The 15,939-nt window shown below is 72.9% G+C and carries 10 protein-coding genes; 6 read left to right on the forward strand and 4 right to left on the reverse strand.

The annotated features are described in order from the left end of the window. Positions 1-108 precede the first annotated feature (108 nt). Both ACZ5VQ_RS44275 and ACZ5VQ_RS44280 read left to right on the forward strand, forming a co-directional pair. The gene (locus ACZ5VQ_RS44275) at positions 109-1,455 is read left to right on the forward strand and encodes a vWA domain-containing protein (RefSeq protein WP_200398111.1); all 1,347 of its coding nucleotides are present in this window, start codon (positions 109-111) and stop codon (positions 1,453-1,455) included. A 117-nt stretch (positions 1,456-1,572) separates the two neighbouring features. Continuing rightward, positions 1,573-2,982, forward strand: a complete 1,410-nt coding sequence (locus ACZ5VQ_RS44280) for an FHA domain-containing protein (protein WP_469109957.1) — start codon at positions 1,573-1,575, stop codon at positions 2,980-2,982. An 81-nt stretch (positions 2,983-3,063) separates the two neighbouring features. Here ACZ5VQ_RS44280 and ACZ5VQ_RS44285 read toward each other — a convergent pair whose 3' ends face one another. Further along, entirely contained in the window at positions 3,064-4,050 is a 987-nt protein-coding gene (locus ACZ5VQ_RS44285; protein ID WP_469109958.1) for a methyltransferase domain-containing protein, read from the reverse strand. A 270-nt stretch (positions 4,051-4,320) separates the two neighbouring features. On the opposite strand from ACZ5VQ_RS44285, the gene ACZ5VQ_RS44290 reads away from it, so the two are divergent. From ACZ5VQ_RS44290 to ACZ5VQ_RS44305, 4 genes are all read left to right on the forward strand, one after another. Continuing rightward, positions 4,321-4,725, forward strand: coding sequence for a globin (locus tag ACZ5VQ_RS44290; RefSeq protein WP_055611684.1), 405 nt, complete (start codon positions 4,321-4,323; stop codon positions 4,723-4,725). 303 nt (positions 4,726-5,028) lie between these two features. After that, positions 5,029-8,538: an FtsX-like permease family protein gene (locus ACZ5VQ_RS44295; protein ID WP_469109959.1), complete on the forward strand. Its 3,510-nt coding sequence runs from the start codon at positions 5,029-5,031 to the stop codon at positions 8,536-8,538. A 1-nt stretch (position 8,539) separates the two neighbouring features. Then, positions 8,540-11,653 (forward strand): FtsX-like permease family protein, encoded by a 3,114-nt coding sequence (locus ACZ5VQ_RS44300; RefSeq protein ID WP_469109960.1) that lies wholly within the window; start codon positions 8,540-8,542, stop codon positions 11,651-11,653. Positions 11,654-11,972: 319 nt separating this feature from the next. After that, positions 11,973-12,941, forward strand: a complete 969-nt coding sequence (locus ACZ5VQ_RS44305) for an ABC transporter ATP-binding protein (protein ID WP_469109961.1) — start codon at positions 11,973-11,975, stop codon at positions 12,939-12,941. 109 nt (positions 12,942-13,050) lie between these two features. On the opposite strand, the gene ACZ5VQ_RS44310 is transcribed toward ACZ5VQ_RS44305, so the two are convergent. From ACZ5VQ_RS44310 to ettA, 3 genes are read right to left on the reverse strand one after another with little or no spacing between them, the layout of a single operon-like run. Beyond that, complete coding sequence (locus tag ACZ5VQ_RS44310; RefSeq protein WP_469109962.1) at positions 13,051-13,782, reverse strand: DUF8010 domain-containing protein; 732 nt, start codon at positions 13,780-13,782, stop codon at positions 13,051-13,053. After that, positions 13,779-14,198 (reverse strand): acyl-CoA thioesterase, encoded by a 420-nt coding sequence (locus tag ACZ5VQ_RS44315; protein ID WP_307524284.1) that lies wholly within the window; start codon positions 14,196-14,198, stop codon positions 13,779-13,781. The genes ACZ5VQ_RS44310 and ACZ5VQ_RS44315 overlap by 4 nt, the downstream gene beginning before the upstream one ends. A gap of 4 nt (positions 14,199-14,202) precedes the next feature. Further along, positions 14,203-15,867, reverse strand: coding sequence for an energy-dependent translational throttle protein EttA (gene ettA, locus ACZ5VQ_RS44320; protein ID WP_469109963.1), 1,665 nt, complete (start codon positions 15,865-15,867; stop codon positions 14,203-14,205). Between the last annotated feature and the right edge of the window lie 72 nt (positions 15,868-15,939).

Consider the following 15,939-nt stretch of genomic DNA (forward strand, 5'->3'; position numbering starts at 1 on the left):
GCGGTACGAAACGGCATCGGCCTCGGAGGGGCCAGGACCGGAGGGGACCGGTCCGCCCACCGACATCACCCACACCTCGTGGGAGTCCTGAGGGGGAGCAGAGAAGGCATGGCCAATTTCTCGAAGTCGAACGTGCCGCAGTTCTCGGTGGACGTCTACCAGAACGAGTACCTGCCGGAGGGCGGCCGCGAGGTCAACGCGATCGTCACGGTGACCTCGACCGGCGGCGGCACCGTGGGCAGTGCCGTGGCGGCACCCCACCTCTACACACCGGGAGAGGGCCCGGACGCGGCCGTGGCGATCATGGTCGACTGTTCGGGGTCCATGGACTACCCGCCGACGAAGATGCGGGGCGCCCGGGACGCGACGGCCGCCGCGATCGACGCGGTGCGCGACGGGGTGCACTTCGCGGTGATCGGCGGGACGCACGTCGCCAAGGAGGTCTACCCGGGCGGCGGCCGGCTCGCCGTCGCCGACGCGCAGACCCGCGACCAGGCCAAGCAGGCGCTGCGCAAGCTGAGCGCGGGCGGCGGCACGGCGATCGGCACCTGGCTGCGGCTGGCCGACCGGCTGCTGTCCTCGGCGGACGTCGCCATCCGGCACGGCATCGTGCTCACCGACGGCCGCAACGAACACGAGTCGCCCGAGGACCTCAAGGCCGCGCTGGAGGCCTGCGCGGGCCGGTTCACCGCGGACGCGCGGGGCGTCGGCACGGACTGGGAGGTCAAGGAGGTCACCGGGATCGCGTCCGCGCTGCTCGGCACCTCCGACATCGTCGCCGACCCGGCGGGCCTGTCCGCCGACTTCACGCAGATGATGGAGACGGCCATGGGCAAGGAGGTCGCGGACGTGGCGCTGCGGCTGTGGACCCCGGTCGGCACGTCGATCAGGTTCGTCAAGCAGGTCGCGCCCACCGTCGAGGAGCTGACCGACCGCCGCACGGAGGCGGGGCCGCGTGCCGGGGACTACCCCACCGGCTCCTGGGGGGACGAGTCCCGCGACTACCACGTGTGCGTCGAGGTCCCCGAGGCCGACCTCGGCCAGGAGATGCTGGCCGCCCGTGTCTCCCTGGTGATCCCGCAGGGCGACGGCACCGCCCAGACGCTGGGCGCCCAGGGTCTCGTACGGGCCGTGTGGACCGACGACATGGCGGCGTCCACCTCGATCAACCCGCAGGTCGCGCACTACACGGGTCAGGCCGAACTGGCGCAAGTCATCCAACAGGGCCTGGATGCCCGCAAAGCGGGAGATGTCGACGGGGCAACGGCCAAGCTGGGACGTGCCGTTCAGCTCGCCAGCGCCTCCGGAAACGCGGATACGGCGAAACTGCTTTCGAAGGTGGTGGACGTGGTCGACGCCGCGGCAGGTACTGTGCGATTGAAGGCGAAGGTCGCGGAGGCCGACGAGATGACTCTCGAGACACGGTCCACAAAGACTGTTCGTGTAAAGAAGTAGAGCGGTACGCACTCGGCAGCGAGTGCGGCAACAAGCAGGCAGTAACCAGCAGTACGCAAGCGGTTTGCACGATTTGCGGCCCTCTCGGGCCGGAACAGGAGAGGGGGAAGCGCCGACATGCCGACCTGCCCGAACGGACACCAGTCGGGTTCCGACGACTGGTGCGAGGTCTGCGGTCACCGCATGGCCGGTGCCGTGCCCCCGCCACCTCCACCGCCGCCCCCGGCGGCCGGCTACGGCTATCCGCCGCCCGGTTCGCCCCCGCCGCCCGGCCAGGGCGGCCGCCCGCACCTCTCCGCGGTGCCCGACGCGCCCTCGGCCGAGCTCTGCCCGCAGTGCCGTACCCCGCGTGAGGGCGGGGCGCCGTTCTGCGAGGAGTGCCGGTGGAACTTCCTGACGAACACCGCCACCTCGTACACCCCGGCCGCGCCGCGCCCTCCGGGGCCCGGCGCCGGTCCCGGTCCCGGTCCTGGTGGTCCCGGTGGACAGAACCCGGCGCTGCGCTTCCAGCAGCAGCCGCCCGGACAGCCCGGTGGCGGCCCCGGCGGGTACGACTACCAGGGCTCCCGGCCCTCGCAGATGAACCGGCCCGCCGAGCCGATCCCACCGTACGGCGAGAACCCCTCGGGCTTCCCGGGTGATCCGTCACGACCGGTACCGCCGCCGCCCGGGCCTGGCGGCACGGGGCCCGGGATGCCTGGTGGCTTCGGCGGTCCTGGCGGACCTCCCGGTGCACCCAACGGTCCTGGCGGACAGGGCGGGCCTGGTGGCCCCGGGGGCCCGAACGGCCTCGGCGGGCCGAACGGGCCCGGCGGTCCTGGTGGTCCCGGCGGCCCCGGTGCTCCGCAGGGGTACCAGCAGTCCGGCCCGCCCGCTCCGCCCGCGTACCCGCAGGAGACCGGGCGTCCTCAGGCTCCCGGCGGACCCGGTGGTCCTGGCGGTCCCGGCGGTCCCGGTGGGCAGTCCTTCGGCGGCGGTGAGGACGACTGGGTGCTCCCGCCCCCATCGACCGGTACGCCCGGCGGTCCCGGTGGCCCCGGCGGGCCTCCCGGCCCGGGCGGTGGCTACGGCTACCCGCAGCCCGGCTCGACGCAGGCGCCCCCCGGCTACCAACAGCAGCCGCTGTCGTGGAGCATCACGATCGGACCCGACCGTGAGTACTTCATGGCGATGATGCAGCGCTCGGGACCGGAGGCCGCGGGGCTGAACCTGCCCGCGTACTCCCCCGAGCAGCAGCGTCCGCTCACCGGCAACCAGATCACCATCGGCCGCCGCCGTCACTCCACGGGCGAGTCCCCGGACATCGACCTGGCGGTGCCGCCGGAGGACCCGGGAGTCTCGCACCAGCACGCGGTGCTCGTCCAGCAGCCCGACGGCAGCTGGGCGGTCGTCGACCAGAACTCCACGAACGGCACCACGGTCAACGGCGCCGAGGAGCCCATCCAGCCCTTCGTCCCCGTACCGCTGCAGGACGGTGACCGGGTGCACGTGGGCGCATGGACGACGATCACGATCCGACGGGGCTAGGCGAGGACGGCCGAGGACAGGCCAGGCAGGGCCCGGTACCGAAAGGCACCGGGAGGCACCGGGAGGCACCGGGAGGCAGGGTCACGGCAGCGGCCAGGTGTACGGCCCCTCGGGGTCGTCCAGCCATGCCCACGCGCGGCCGCCGCCGACCGTGATCCCGTACCGCTGCCGGGGCGGCTGCTCCTCGCGCTCCCAGATCCCGTACGCCTCGTGCGGGTCGAGGCTGTCCGCCGTCAGGGTCAGCAGGAAGCGGAACAGCTCGTGGCTCCTGGTCCGGCGCGGCAGCCCCGACAGGTCGACGTCCGGGAGTTCCGGCCCGGGCGGGCCGCCGCGCAGGGGCACGAAGTAGGCGGGCGTGTGCAGGAACCGGCCCTCGGCGTACTCGGAGTCGCGCACCCGCAGCGCGATGAGGCCGGTGGCGAACGGCGCGAGGATCCGGGCGCCCGGGGCGCACTGGGCCAGCCAGGCGCGCGGGATCGTGCTGAGCGTGCAGGTCGCGATGATCCGGTCGAAGGGGGCGCGCTCCGGACAGCCGCGCGCCCCGTCGCCGGTGACGACGGTGGGGTGGTGACCGGCGAGGGCCAGGTGCCGCCGGGCGGACTCGGTGATCTCCGGGTCCAGGTCGACCGTGGTGACCTGCCCGTCGCCCAGCCGGTGCGAGAGCAGGGCCGCGTTGTAGCCGGTGCCCGCGCCGATCTCCAGGACCGCGTCGCCGTCCCGTACCGCCAGCTCGGCCAGCATCTTCGCCATCAGGGACGGCTGGCTGCTGGACGACAGCAGCTCGCCGTCGCGCACCCGGGTGGCCAGCGGGGCGTCCGCGTACGCGCCGCGCACCCAGCTCTCGCGCCTGCGCGGGCTGGGGTCCTCGCCCCACCGGCGCTCGTAGCCGCCGCCGAGCGCGCCGACGTAGTAGTACGGCACGAAGAGGTGGCGCGGGACGCTCTCGAAGGCCTCCCGCCAGACCGGGTCGGTGGCCCAGGCCCCGCTCGCCTCGATCTCGCGCACCAGCGCCGCCCGCGCCGTGGCGGCGAGGTCGTCGAGACCGGGGTCGATGGCGTGCGCGCCCATACCTCCACTGTGCTGCCGGACGGCCCGGGAGGCGAGCGCCGGGGACGACCGATCCGGAACCGGCCCTTCATCGGCCCTTCAACGATCCGGAACCGGCCCGTCGATGATCCGGAACCGGCCCTTCGATTCGGGTGGTCCTAAGCCTTGAGTCCTCGGTCACCCCGTCTGAGACCATGGACAGCGTGCTGCATTTGCCGGGGGACGACCCCCGGACCCCCGGCCGAGACGACCAGGGGCTGACCGGAGCGACCTTTGTGAGGGCCAACTGACGTGAAAGAGATTCCGCGCGGCACGCTTCAGGAGCAGACCTTCTACGAGCAGGTCGGCGGCGAGGAGACCTTCCGTCGCCTGGTGCACCGGTTCTACGAGGGTGTCGCCGAGGACCCGCTGCTGCGGCCCATGTATCCCGAGGAGGACCTGGGCCCGGCCGAGGAGCGCTTCACCCTGTTCCTGATCCAGTACTGGGGCGGCCCGACCACGTACAGCGAGAACCGCGGTCACCCTCGGCTGCGGATGCGGCACGCCCCGTTCGCCGTCGACCGCGCGGCGCACGACGCCTGGCTGAAGCACATGCGGGTCGCCGTCGACGAGCTCGGCCTCTCCGAGGAGCACGAGCACACACTGTGGAACTACCTGACGTACGCGGCGGCGTCGATGGTGAACACGGAGGGCTGAGCGCAGCGGGCCGAGCGCGGAAGGCCGAGCACGGAGAAGCGAGCACCGCCGAGCCGAGCAAGCCGAGCACCGCCGAGCCGAGCAACGTCGGGCCGGACGCCATCGGGCGGAATCTGTCACCACCTCCGGTTGACGCGCGCATTCCGGTCACCCGTCGCCGGATTCCGGTCACGATCCGGTCAAAGTCGGCTCTCAAGCGCTTACCCCGGGGCCGTCACCTCTGACAACATCGCCGAAGATCCGGAGTGACGGGGATTCCGGGATACGGCGGGGGGCCGGGTGACGGGGTTCGTTTTTTCGCGCGTGCGGGCACATCGACTGCTGCTGGCCGCCGCGCTGCTGACCGTCGTGCTCACCACGGCGGTCCTCGCGACCCTCACCGCGTACTCCGGCGCGATCGGTGACGCCGCCCTGCGCCACTCGCTCCTCGACACCTCACGGGGTGCCGGGCGCGAGGAGAGCGCGGCGGCCACGACGCTGATCGTCAAGGCCGACGTGCCCCCGCAAGAACGCACCGCCGCCGACAAGGCCGTACGGGAGGGCGCGCGGCGCACCTTCGACGGCCTGCCGGTGACGCTGCGGACGCTGACGCGGTCGGGGCCGTACGCGCTGCCGAGGTCGCTGCAGCCCGCCGCCGAACGCTCGGGCGATCCTGACCTCACACACTTCGCGGCGCTCGAGCGGACCCAGGTACGGATGGTCTCGGGCCGCATGCCCGGTGCCCCGGGGGACAGCAGCGAGATCGAGGTGGCCCTTCCCGAGGCGGCCGCGCGGGACCTCGCGCTGAAGGCGGGTGCACGGCTGACGCTCGTCGACCGGTTCGGCGGGCCCAAGGTGCGGATCCAGGTGACCGGGGTCTACCGGCCGGCGCGCGTCACCTCCCCCTACTGGCAGTTGGAGGACCTGCGCGGACGCGGCGTCAGCCGACTGGACTTCACGACGTACGGGCCGCTGCTCGCCGATCCGGCGGTCCTCGCGGCGGCGACGGACAGCGGACAGACGGCCCGGACCGACGAGACCGGCCAGACGGACCGGACGGGCGTGACCGGCCAGACGGACCGGACGGGCGTGACCGTGAGCGCCGGGCAGACCGGCTGGCTGGCGTCCGCCGACTTCTCCACGCTGACGACCGGGCGGATCGACACCCTGCGGGACGCGGCTCGCTCCGGGCCCCGTTCGCTGCTCAAGTCCCCCGCGCTGCACGGCACCACGGCGGTCACGACATCGTTGCCGGAGGAACTGGACCGGGTCGAACGGTCGTTGCTGGTCTCCCGTTCGACCCTGCTGATCGTGGCGCTCCAGCTCTCGCTGCTCGCCGGGTACGCGCTGCTGCTCGTGGCCAGGCTGCTGAGTGTCGAACGGGCCGGTGAGACACGGCTGTTGCGGGCGCGTGGCGCCACGCGCGGGCGGGTGGCACAGCTCGCCGCGCTGGAGGCACTGCTGCTGGCGATCCCGGCCGCGGTGTGCGCGCCGCTGCTCGCCGGGCCCTTGACGCGGCTGCTGGCCGGGCAGGGTGCGCTGTCGCGGATCGGGCTGCGGCTGGACACCTCGGTGACGGCCGGCGGTGTGTGGGTGGTGGCGGCCGGGGTGGCCCTCGGCTGCGCGCTGGCGGTGACCGTGCCCGCGCTGACCGGGGGTTCGGGAGGCGGCCGGGCCCGGGCACTGCCCGCGCCGGTACGGGCCGGTGCGGATGTGGGGCTGCTGGTGATCGCGGCCGTCGCGTACTGGCAGTTGAGCCGGCAGAACTCCGGTGCCGTCACGGACGACCGTTCGGGCACGCTCGGTATCGACCCGCTCCTCGTCTCCGCGCCCGCGCTCGCCCTGCTCGCCGGAACCGTACTCACCCTGCGTCTGCTGCCTCCCGTCGCCCGGCTCGCGGAGCGGCGCGCGGCGAGCGGCCGGGGGCTGCCGACCGCGCTCGCGGGCTGGCAGTTCAGCCGCCGTCCGATGCGTGGCGCCGGGCCCGTCCTGCTGCTCGTCCTCGCCATCGCCATGGGCATGCTCGCCATCGGCCAGGGCGCTTCGTGGGACGGCTCGCAGGACGACCAGGCGGACTTCCGGGCCGGCACGTCCGTACGTGTGACGGGTGCGGGCGAGAGCGGACTGGGCCAGGCCGGGATCTACTCGGCGGTCGACGGCGTGAGCGGCACGGCTCCCGCGGTGCGTACGACGCTGCCGCTGTCCGGGAACCGGACGGCGACGGTGCTGGCGCTGGACACGGCGGACTCCGGGGGCGAGGACGGTTTGCTGATGCGCGGTGATCTGGCCCAGGAGCCGGTGGGGCGGATGCTGGCCGGGCTCGGGCCGAAGGGGGCCGCGTCGCCCGGCGCGGTGCTGCCGAAGGGGAGTACGCGTCTGGGGCTGATGCTGCGGATCCGGGCGGAGGCCGCGCCGGTGAAGAAGGGTTCGGACGCTTCGGACTCGGACACCGAGGGGTCGGGTTCCAGCTCGGATTCGGACGCCGCGGGGTCGGACCCGGCGGGCTCGGACTCCGGTTCGGACCCGGCGGCGTTCCGCTCCGAGGTGTCGGCGGACGTGGCGGTGACGCTGGAGGACCGGTACGGCACCCCGTACCGCGTTCCCGTCGGTGAACTGCCCGCCGACGGACGGGCCCACCGGCTCGCCCTGGATCTGGCGAAGGCGGCCGGGGCCCCGGCCGGCCGGGCCGCCGAGCCGCTGGCGCTGACCGGGCTGCAGTTGGACATGCTCCAGCCGACGGGTCGCGCCGAGCGCCATCTGCTGTCCGTCGAGGAGTTGACGGCCACGGGAGCCGACGGCTCGGAGCAACGTCTCGAACAGCCCGCGTCCTGGCTCGCGAAGTCCCGCAGCAACAGCAGCACGGCGGATCCCGAGGCGGACACAAGCCCGTCGGCGGCGACCGTGAAGTCCCGGAAGCCTCTGACGGTCGGCTACGGCACCGGGTACGTACCCAGCGACTACGCCTGGGAGGTCTCGTCGTTGACGATCCGGCTGCGGGTGGACCGGCCCGCCGTGCCCGAGGTCGCGGCGGTCGCCACGGACGGCTATCTGAAGGCCGCGGGCGCGCGTACGGGGCAACGGGTGGACGTGACCTTCGACGGCTCGGCCGTACCGGTGCGGATCGTGGGGCACGTACGGTCACTGCCGACCACACAGGACGCCGGTGGCGGGGACCCGTCCGGCGGGGCGCTGCTGGTCGATCTCCGGTCCGTGAACCGGGTGTTGGAGCAGCGGTACGGGGAGAGCATCTCGCCCGGTGAGTGGTGGCTGCGGACCGAGCCGGGGGCCGCGGCGCGGGTGGCCGCGGAGTTGCGCGAGCGGCCCGATGTGGAGCCGTCGCAGGTGGTCGTGCGCGACGAGGTCGCCGAGCAGTTGCGGGACGACCCCTTCGGGGCGGGTCCCGAGGCGGCGTTCGCGGCGGCGTCCGTGGTCGCGGCGGCGCTGGCGGCGGTCGGCTTCGCCGTGAGCACGGCGGGGTCGTTGCAGGCGCGCAGCGGTGAGTTCGCGCTGTTGCGCGCGCTGGGGGCGCCACGGCGTCAGCTCGCCCGGCTGGTCGCCGCCGAGCAGGGCGTGCTGATGGCGCTGGCACTGGTGGGGGTGGCACTGGGGGCGGTTCTGACGCGGGCGGTGATTCCGTTGATCGTGCTGACGTCCGGGGCGAGCCGGCCGGTCCCGGAGGTACTGGTGGAACTGCCGCTCGGGCAGGTCGCGTTCCTGCTGGCCGCCGTGGTGGTCGCGCCGCTGGCCGTCACCGCGGTGCTGGCGCTGCGGCGGGAGGACACCGCTCCTTCGCTGCGGTCGATGAAGCCGCTCAACGGGCAGGACGGTGAGTGAGATGGGGCGTGATTCCGGCTCCGCCGGACGTCCGGGCATCCGACGGCCCGGCTCCGACGAGCGTCCGGGCTTCCAGCGGTCCGGTTCGGGCAGGCGTCCGGGCTTTCGGCGGCCCGGCTCCGACGGGCTTCCAGGCTTCCGGCGATCCGGCTCCGACGGACTTCCAGACTTCCGGCGGCGGGACCACTCCGTCGCCCCCTGGATCCGTACCCGACTGCGCACGGCCCCCGGCGCCGCGGTCGCCCTCGCGCTCCTGGTGATGGCGACCGCCTGTCTGGCCGCGGCCTTCCCCCGTGCCGTCGAACGGTACGAGGACGCGGGCCTGCGCCGGGCCGTCGTGGACGCGACGGCGCCCAGGACCTCCCTGCAGGTGTCCGCCCCGCAGCCCGGCAACTACATCCCGCAGCCGGAGCGCGAGACGGCCCTGCGCCCGGACAGCATGCGCAAGGCGTACGAGCGGGTGCTGAACACGATCGAGCGGCCGCTCGCCGTCGACGCCGCGCAGTCGACGTACGGCGTCCGCAACGTCAACAACCTCGAAGCGGCGGAGACCTGGCTGCCGATGCCGAGCGGGCTGCCCGCGCAGATGTCGCTCGCCGCGCAGAGCGGACTCGCCGAGCACTCCAGGCCGAGCGCGGGCCGCCTCCCGCGCGCCGGGGGCACGGTGTCCGCCGCGACCCGGGAGGTGGAGGCCGCGGTCACCACGGAGACCGCCAAGCGGCTCAACATCAAGGTGGGTTCGGTGATCCACGTGCCCGGCGTGGAGCGTGCCCCGCTCGCTGTGCGCATCACCGGCATCGTCGTCCCGCACGACCCCGAGGGCGCGTACTGGACCACGCAGCCCCTGCTGCGCACCCCGTCCCTGATCCGGCCGCCCACGCAGGGCGGTGAGCCGGAGACCTACTGGCTGGGCGCCCTGCTGCTGTCCCCTGACGCGGCCCCGGTGCTCCTCGGCACCCCGGGCGAACCCGCGCGCTACTGGCTGCTCACCCCGGACCCCGCCGCGCTCACCGCGCACGACCTGTCCCGGCTGGGCAGCGCGGTCGCGTCGCTGGAATCGGGCCCGGGTCTGGTGAAGGTCCGCGCGTCCACGGACGCGGACACCGGTGTGAGCACCGACCTCGACGAGGTGCTCGCCTCCTACGCCGAACTCCGTTCCGGCGTCCGGCCCCTGGTCTCCGTCGCCGCCTTCGGCACAGGTGCGGTCGCGGTCGTCGTCCTTCTGATGGCGGGCCGCCTCACCGCCGACCGCCGCCGCACCGAACTCGCCCTCCTGCGCGCCCGTGGCGCCTCGCTGCGCGGGCTCACCAGGCGACTGCTCACCGAGACGGCGGTGGCCGCGCTGCCCGCGGGCGCGCTCGGCCTCGCGGGCGCGCTGCTCGTCGTCCCGTACGGCCGCGCGTCGTACGCCGTCGGGGCCGCCCTCGCGGTCACCCTCCTCGCCTGCGCCGCGCTGCCGGTGCGCGCCCTGGCCGCCCACCGGGTCGTAGGGGTGCACGGTGCCCGCGAGGACCTCGCGTCCGTACGGCCCTCTCGGCGGCGCACCATCGCCGAACTCACGCTGCTCGTGCTGGCGTCGGCGGCGGTGCTCGCACTGCGCAGTCGGGGGACGTCGGGCACCTCCGACGAGGCGCTCGGCTCCGGCGCCTCCGGCGACCTGGGCAGCTCCGGCGACCAACTCGTCGCGATGGCCCCGGTGTTGATCGGTGTCATCGCCGCGCTCGTCCTGGTCCGGCTCTATCCGCTGCCGCTGCGCTGGCTGGCCCGCCCCGCCGGCCGGCTGCGCGGCGCGATCGGCCATCTCTCGCTGGCCCGCGCGGGCCGTACCTCCGTCTCCACAGTGCTCCCGCTGCTCGCCCTGCTGACGGCGCTCACCACCGCCGCGTTCGGGGGTTCGGTCCTCGCGGGCGTCGCGGACGCGCGGGACCGGGCGGCCGTGCTCAACCTCGGCGCGGACGCCCGCGTCGAGGCGGAGGGCGCCCTGCCCGCCACCCTGCCGGAGCGGGTCCGCTCGGCACTCGGGGTGCAGGAGGTCACGCCCCTGAGCATCGCGTACGAGGCCAAGCCGGGGGCAGGCGTGGAATCGGTGCCCCTGGCCGGGGTGGACCCCGAGGGGTACGCGCGGCTGGCGGGACGGACAGCTCTCGGGGCGTTCCCAGCGGGCGAGTTGAAGGCTTCACCGGCCGACGGCACGTCGAAGTCCGGCAACGACGGCACGTCGAAGTCCGGCGCCGAGGGCTCCGCGAAGGCCGACGACGACGGCTCGGCGAAAGCCGGCGAGGGCGGTTCGGCGAAGGCCGACGACGGCGGCTCGGCGAAGGCCCCGATTCCCGCCCTCGCCTCCTCCGCCGTCGCCGACCGCTACGGCACCCACCCCTTCTCGCTGCGGCTGGCGGACGGCAGCGACGTCACCGTCCGCATCACCCTCGTACGTGACCTGACCCCGGCTCTGCCGGGCACGGACTTCCTCATCGTGGACCGGGCCGGCCTCGGCACCGTCGCCGCGCGCCCCACCACGCTCCTTGTGACGGGCGACCAGATGAGCGGGGCCGCCCTTCGCAAGGCCGTCGCCGCCGGTACGGGCGCCGATGCGGGCGCCACCGCCCGTGCCGACGTACGGCTGCGTGCGGAGGAGCGCGCACGGTACGTCGACTCCCCTCTCCAGTCCGGCGCGGAAAGCGTCTACGCGGCCGCGGTGGCGGCGGGTTCCGGATACGCCGTACTCGCGCTGCTGCTCGCCCTGGTGCGCGCCGCGCCCGAGCGTGCCGCCCTGCTGGCCCGGCTGCGCACGATGGGCCTCACCCGGGGCCAGGGACGCCGACTGCTCGTACTGGAGGCACTGCCGCAGGCCCTCCTCGCGGCGGCGGGCGGCGTCCTGACCGGCTGGGCGGCGGTCCGTCTCCTGGCCCCGGGCATCGACCTCACCTCCATCGCCCTCGCCACCCCCGGCGGCGCGCCCCCGACCGGCACCGCCGCACTGCACACGGATCCGGCGTCCCTCTTCCTGCCCGCCCTGACCGTCCTCCTCCTGGCCACCGGAATCGCGGCGGGCCAGGCGTGGTGGACGGGCCGGCGAGGGTCGGTGCGGGAGCTGAGGGCGGGGGACAGCCGATGACTTACGGCAACGGCGGGCATGTGCCGATCAGGGCGGCCGACGGTGGCGGAGACATGCCCATCAGGACGGCCGGCAGGGGCGGACACGTGTCGTCCACGACAACCGGGGCCGGCGCAGACATGCCCGCCACGAAGGCCGACAGCGGCGCAGGTTTGCCCACCGCGGCAACGGGCCTCGGCAGAGACATGCCGTCCATGACAACCGGCCTCGGCAGGAACGTGCCCTCCATGACAACCGGCCTCGGCAGAAACGTGCTGTCCACAGCACCTGGCACCGGCGGAGACGTGCCCTCCACGACGATCACCACGGGAGTCGCCCGATGACCACCACCGAGCCCACCGGCCCCAGCTTCGCCGACCTGGCCGAACGGGCCGCCGCCCGGCGCGACCGGCCCGCCTACGGGCACGACGCCCTGATCACCTGCGACCGGCTGGTCCGGATCTTCTCCGCGGACGGCGTCGAGGTCCAGGCGCTCCAGGGACTCGATCTCCTCGTCCGGGAGGGCGAGTTGATGGCGCTGGTGGGTGCGTCGGGCAGCGGCAAGTCGACCCTGATGAACATCCTGGCCGGCCTGGACACCCCCACCGCGGGCGCCGCCCGGGTCTCGGGCCACGACCTGCTGACCATGAACGCGAAGGACCGGCTCCGCTACCGCCGCGACACCGTCGGCTTCGTCTGGCAGCAGACGGCCCGCAACCTCCTGCCCTATCTGACGGCCGCCCAGAACGTCACCCTGCCGATGCAGCTCACCGGTGCCCGTAAGAGCCGTCGCGCCCAGTCCGAACGCGCCCTGGAACTCCTGGAGTTGCTGGGCGTCGCCGACTGCCGGGCCCGCCGCCCGTTCCAGATGTCCGGCGGTCAGCAGCAGCGCGTGGCCATCGCCGTGGCCCTGGCCAACGCCCCCGCCGTGCTCCTCGCCGACGAGCCCACCGGTGAACTCGACTCGCACACCGCCGAGCAGATCTTCGCCGCCTTCCGCACCGCGAACGAGCACCTCGGCACCACCGTCGTCATCGTCACGCACGACCAGGCGGTCGCCGGCGAGGTCCGGCGCACGGTCGCCATCCGCGACGGCCGCACCTCCACGGAGGTCCTGCGCCGCACCGAGGTCGACGCCACGACCGGCCACGAGACGGTGGTGGCCCGTGAGTACGCGATGCTCGACCGCGCGGGCCGGCTGCAACTCCCCGCCGAGTACACCGAGTCCCTCGGCATGCGCGACCGCGTCGCCCTGGAACTGGAACCGGACCACATCGGCGTATGGCCGGACGACAGCGAGCACGGCTGACGAGGACACTCGGCCGGCAGTTGGCCCCGGCAGGCAGTTGGCCCCGGCCGCCACTCGCCGCCGCCGGCCCTGAGGATGCCGCCGGTCCTGGCTGGAGACCCAAGGACGCTCAGCGGACGCTGACGTCCAGCGCCCCAAGTCCCGCCCTGCGTACGGCGATCGACCCGTACGGCGTACGCAGCCTGAGCCACGCGCCCGACGAGAGCAGCCGCAGCACGGCCTGGTCGGGCACGGGTGAGGGTGATTTCGTGGTCGCCGTCGCGTTCGTGGTCGCGGCCGGGCGCGCGGGCCGCAGGAACCCCAGCGACTGGGCCGCGTGCGCGGCCCGCACGGGGAGTTCGGTGTCGCCGACCGGCCGGGACCAGATCTCCCGCCCGATCCGGTCGAGCGCGGTCCGCGTACGCCCCTCGGGTGCCAACTCGTCGATGCGTGAACGGAATTCGGCGACCGCCCCGGCCACCATGGTCCGCACCGCGTCGGGCCCGGGCAGCCCCGGTTCGGACCGCCAGCCCCCGCGGGGCGGCAGCACCCCGGCCCAGGGCGGGCCGGTGACGGCGGCGGGCACGGCCGCGGTGGCCGCCGACTCGTTGAGCGACTCCAGGAGTTCACCGGCCGAGACCGTCACGTCGAGCGAGAGATCCAGACCGTTCTCGTACGGCTTGTCGAGGCGTGCCGTACGGATCGCGAGCACCTCGAACGACGGTGGCCGGCCGAACACCGCGAGGGTCGTCCCCGACGCCTGCAGCCGCACCGCGGCCGCCCGGTCGTAGTGGATCAGCCGGGCCAGGAAGGCGGCGAGGTCCGCCGCCTCCCCCTCGTCTGCGAGGTGCAGGGCCGTCATGCCGCGACGGCCCCCGCAGGATCGTCCTCGTCGTCCGCGTACTCCGCGAGGAACTCCCGCTCCTCGGCGGTGAGACGGCGCGGTCGCTGCGCCTCGAAGTCGAACGGCACTATGACCGTCCGGGCCCGGACGTACACCTGGTCCGGGTCCTTGACCTCGTAGGCGACGGTGAACGACGCCGCCCTTATCTGCGTGACCCACAGCTCGATGTCCACCGGCTGGTGCCGGTGGACCAACTGCTGCTTGTAGTCGATCTCATGGCGTGCCACCACGGACCCCTGCTGGAAATCCTTGTCCGGGCGGAACAGGAAGTCGATACGCGCCTCCTCCAGATAGCGGAGGAAGACCACGTTGTTGATGTGGCCGTACGCGTCCATGTCCGCCCAGCGCAGCGGGCAGCGGTAGATGTGCCGCAAGAGATCAGCCCCGGGTCAGCTTCTTGTAGGTGGCGCGGTGCGGACGCGCGGCGTCCGGTCCGAGCCGCTCGACCTTGTTCTTCTCGTAGGACTCGAAGTTGCCCTCGAACCAGTACCACCTCGACTCACCCTCGTAGGCGAGGATGTGCGTAGCGACCCGGTCCAGGAACCACCGGTCGTGGGAGATGACCACGGCCGCGCCTGGGAACTCGAGGAGCGCGTTCTCGAGCGACGACAGGGTCTCGACGTCTAGGTCGTTCGTGGGCTCGTCGAGGAGCAGCAGGTTGCCGCCCTCCTTGAGGGTGAGCGCCAGGTTCAGACGGTTGCGCTCACCACCGGAGAGGACACCGGCGGGCTTCTGCTGGTCCGGGCCCTTGAAGCCGAAGGCGGACACATAGGCCCGCGACGGCATCTCGACCTGACCGACGTTGATGTAGTCGAGCTCGTCGGAGACGACGGCCCACAGCGACTTCTTGGGGTCGATGTTGGCGCGGGTCTGGTCGACGTAACTGATCTTGACGGTCTCGCCGACCTTGATCGCACCGGAGTCCGGGGTCTCAAGGCCCTGGATCATCTTGAAGAGGGTGGTCTTGCCGGCACCGTTGGGACCGATGACCCCGACGATCCCGTTGCGCGGCAGCGTGAAGCTCAGGTCGTCGATGAGGACCTTGTCGCCGAACGCCTTGGAAAGGTTCTGGACCTCGACGACGATGGACCCCAGACGCGGGCCCGGCGGGATCTGGATCTCCTCGAAGTCCAGCTTCCGCATCTTGTCGGCCTCGGCTGCCATCTCCTCGTAACGGGCGAGGCGCGCCTTGGACTTGGTCTGACGGCCCTTGGCGTTGGACCGGACCCACTCCAGCTCTTCCTTGAGCCGCTTCTGGCGCTTCTCGTCCTTGCGGCCCTCGACCTTGAGGCGGGTGGACTTCTTGTCGAGGTACGTGGAGTAGTTGCCCTCGTAGGGAATCGCGCGGCCGCGGTCCAGTTCGAGGATCCACTCGGCGACGTTGTTCAGGAAGTACCGGTCGTGAGTGACGGCGACGACGGCGCCCGCGTACTTCGAGAGGTGCTGCTCCAGCCAGTTCACCGACTCGGCGTCGAGATGGTTGGTGGGCTCGTCGAGGAGGAGCAGGTCCGGAGCCTCGATCAGCAGCTTGCAGAGCGCGACGCGGCGCTTCTCACCACCGGAGAGGTTGGTGACCGGCCAGTCGCCGGGCGGGCAGCCCAGCGCGTCCATGGCCTGCTCCAGCTGCGCGTCGAGATCCCAGGCGTTGGCGTGGTCCAGGTCCTCCTGGAGCTTGCCCATCTCGTCCATCAGCGCGTCCGAGTAGTCGGTCGCCATGAGCTCGGCGACCTCGTTGAAGCGCTTGAGCTTGCCCATGAGCTCGGCGGCTCCGTCCTGGACGTTCTCCAGGACCGTCTTGGACTCGTCCAGCTTCGGCTCCTGCATGAGGATGCCGACGCTGAAACCGGGCGACAGGAACGCGTCACCGTTGGACGGCTGCTCAAGGCCCGCCATGATCTTGAGAACGGTGGACTTACCGGCACCGTTCGGACCGACCACGCCGATCTTCGCGCCTGGCAGGAAGTTCAGGGTGACGTCATCAAGAATCACCTTGTCGCCGTGCGCCTTGCGCGTCTTGCGCATGGTGTAAATGAACTCAGCCAAGAGAAACCGTCCGGACGCTTGAAATCGGCAGTGGGCAGATACACCCCATCTTGCCGTACCGCCACCCCTCGA

The sequence above is a fragment of the Streptomyces sp. NPDC033178 genome (assembly GCF_055577685.1).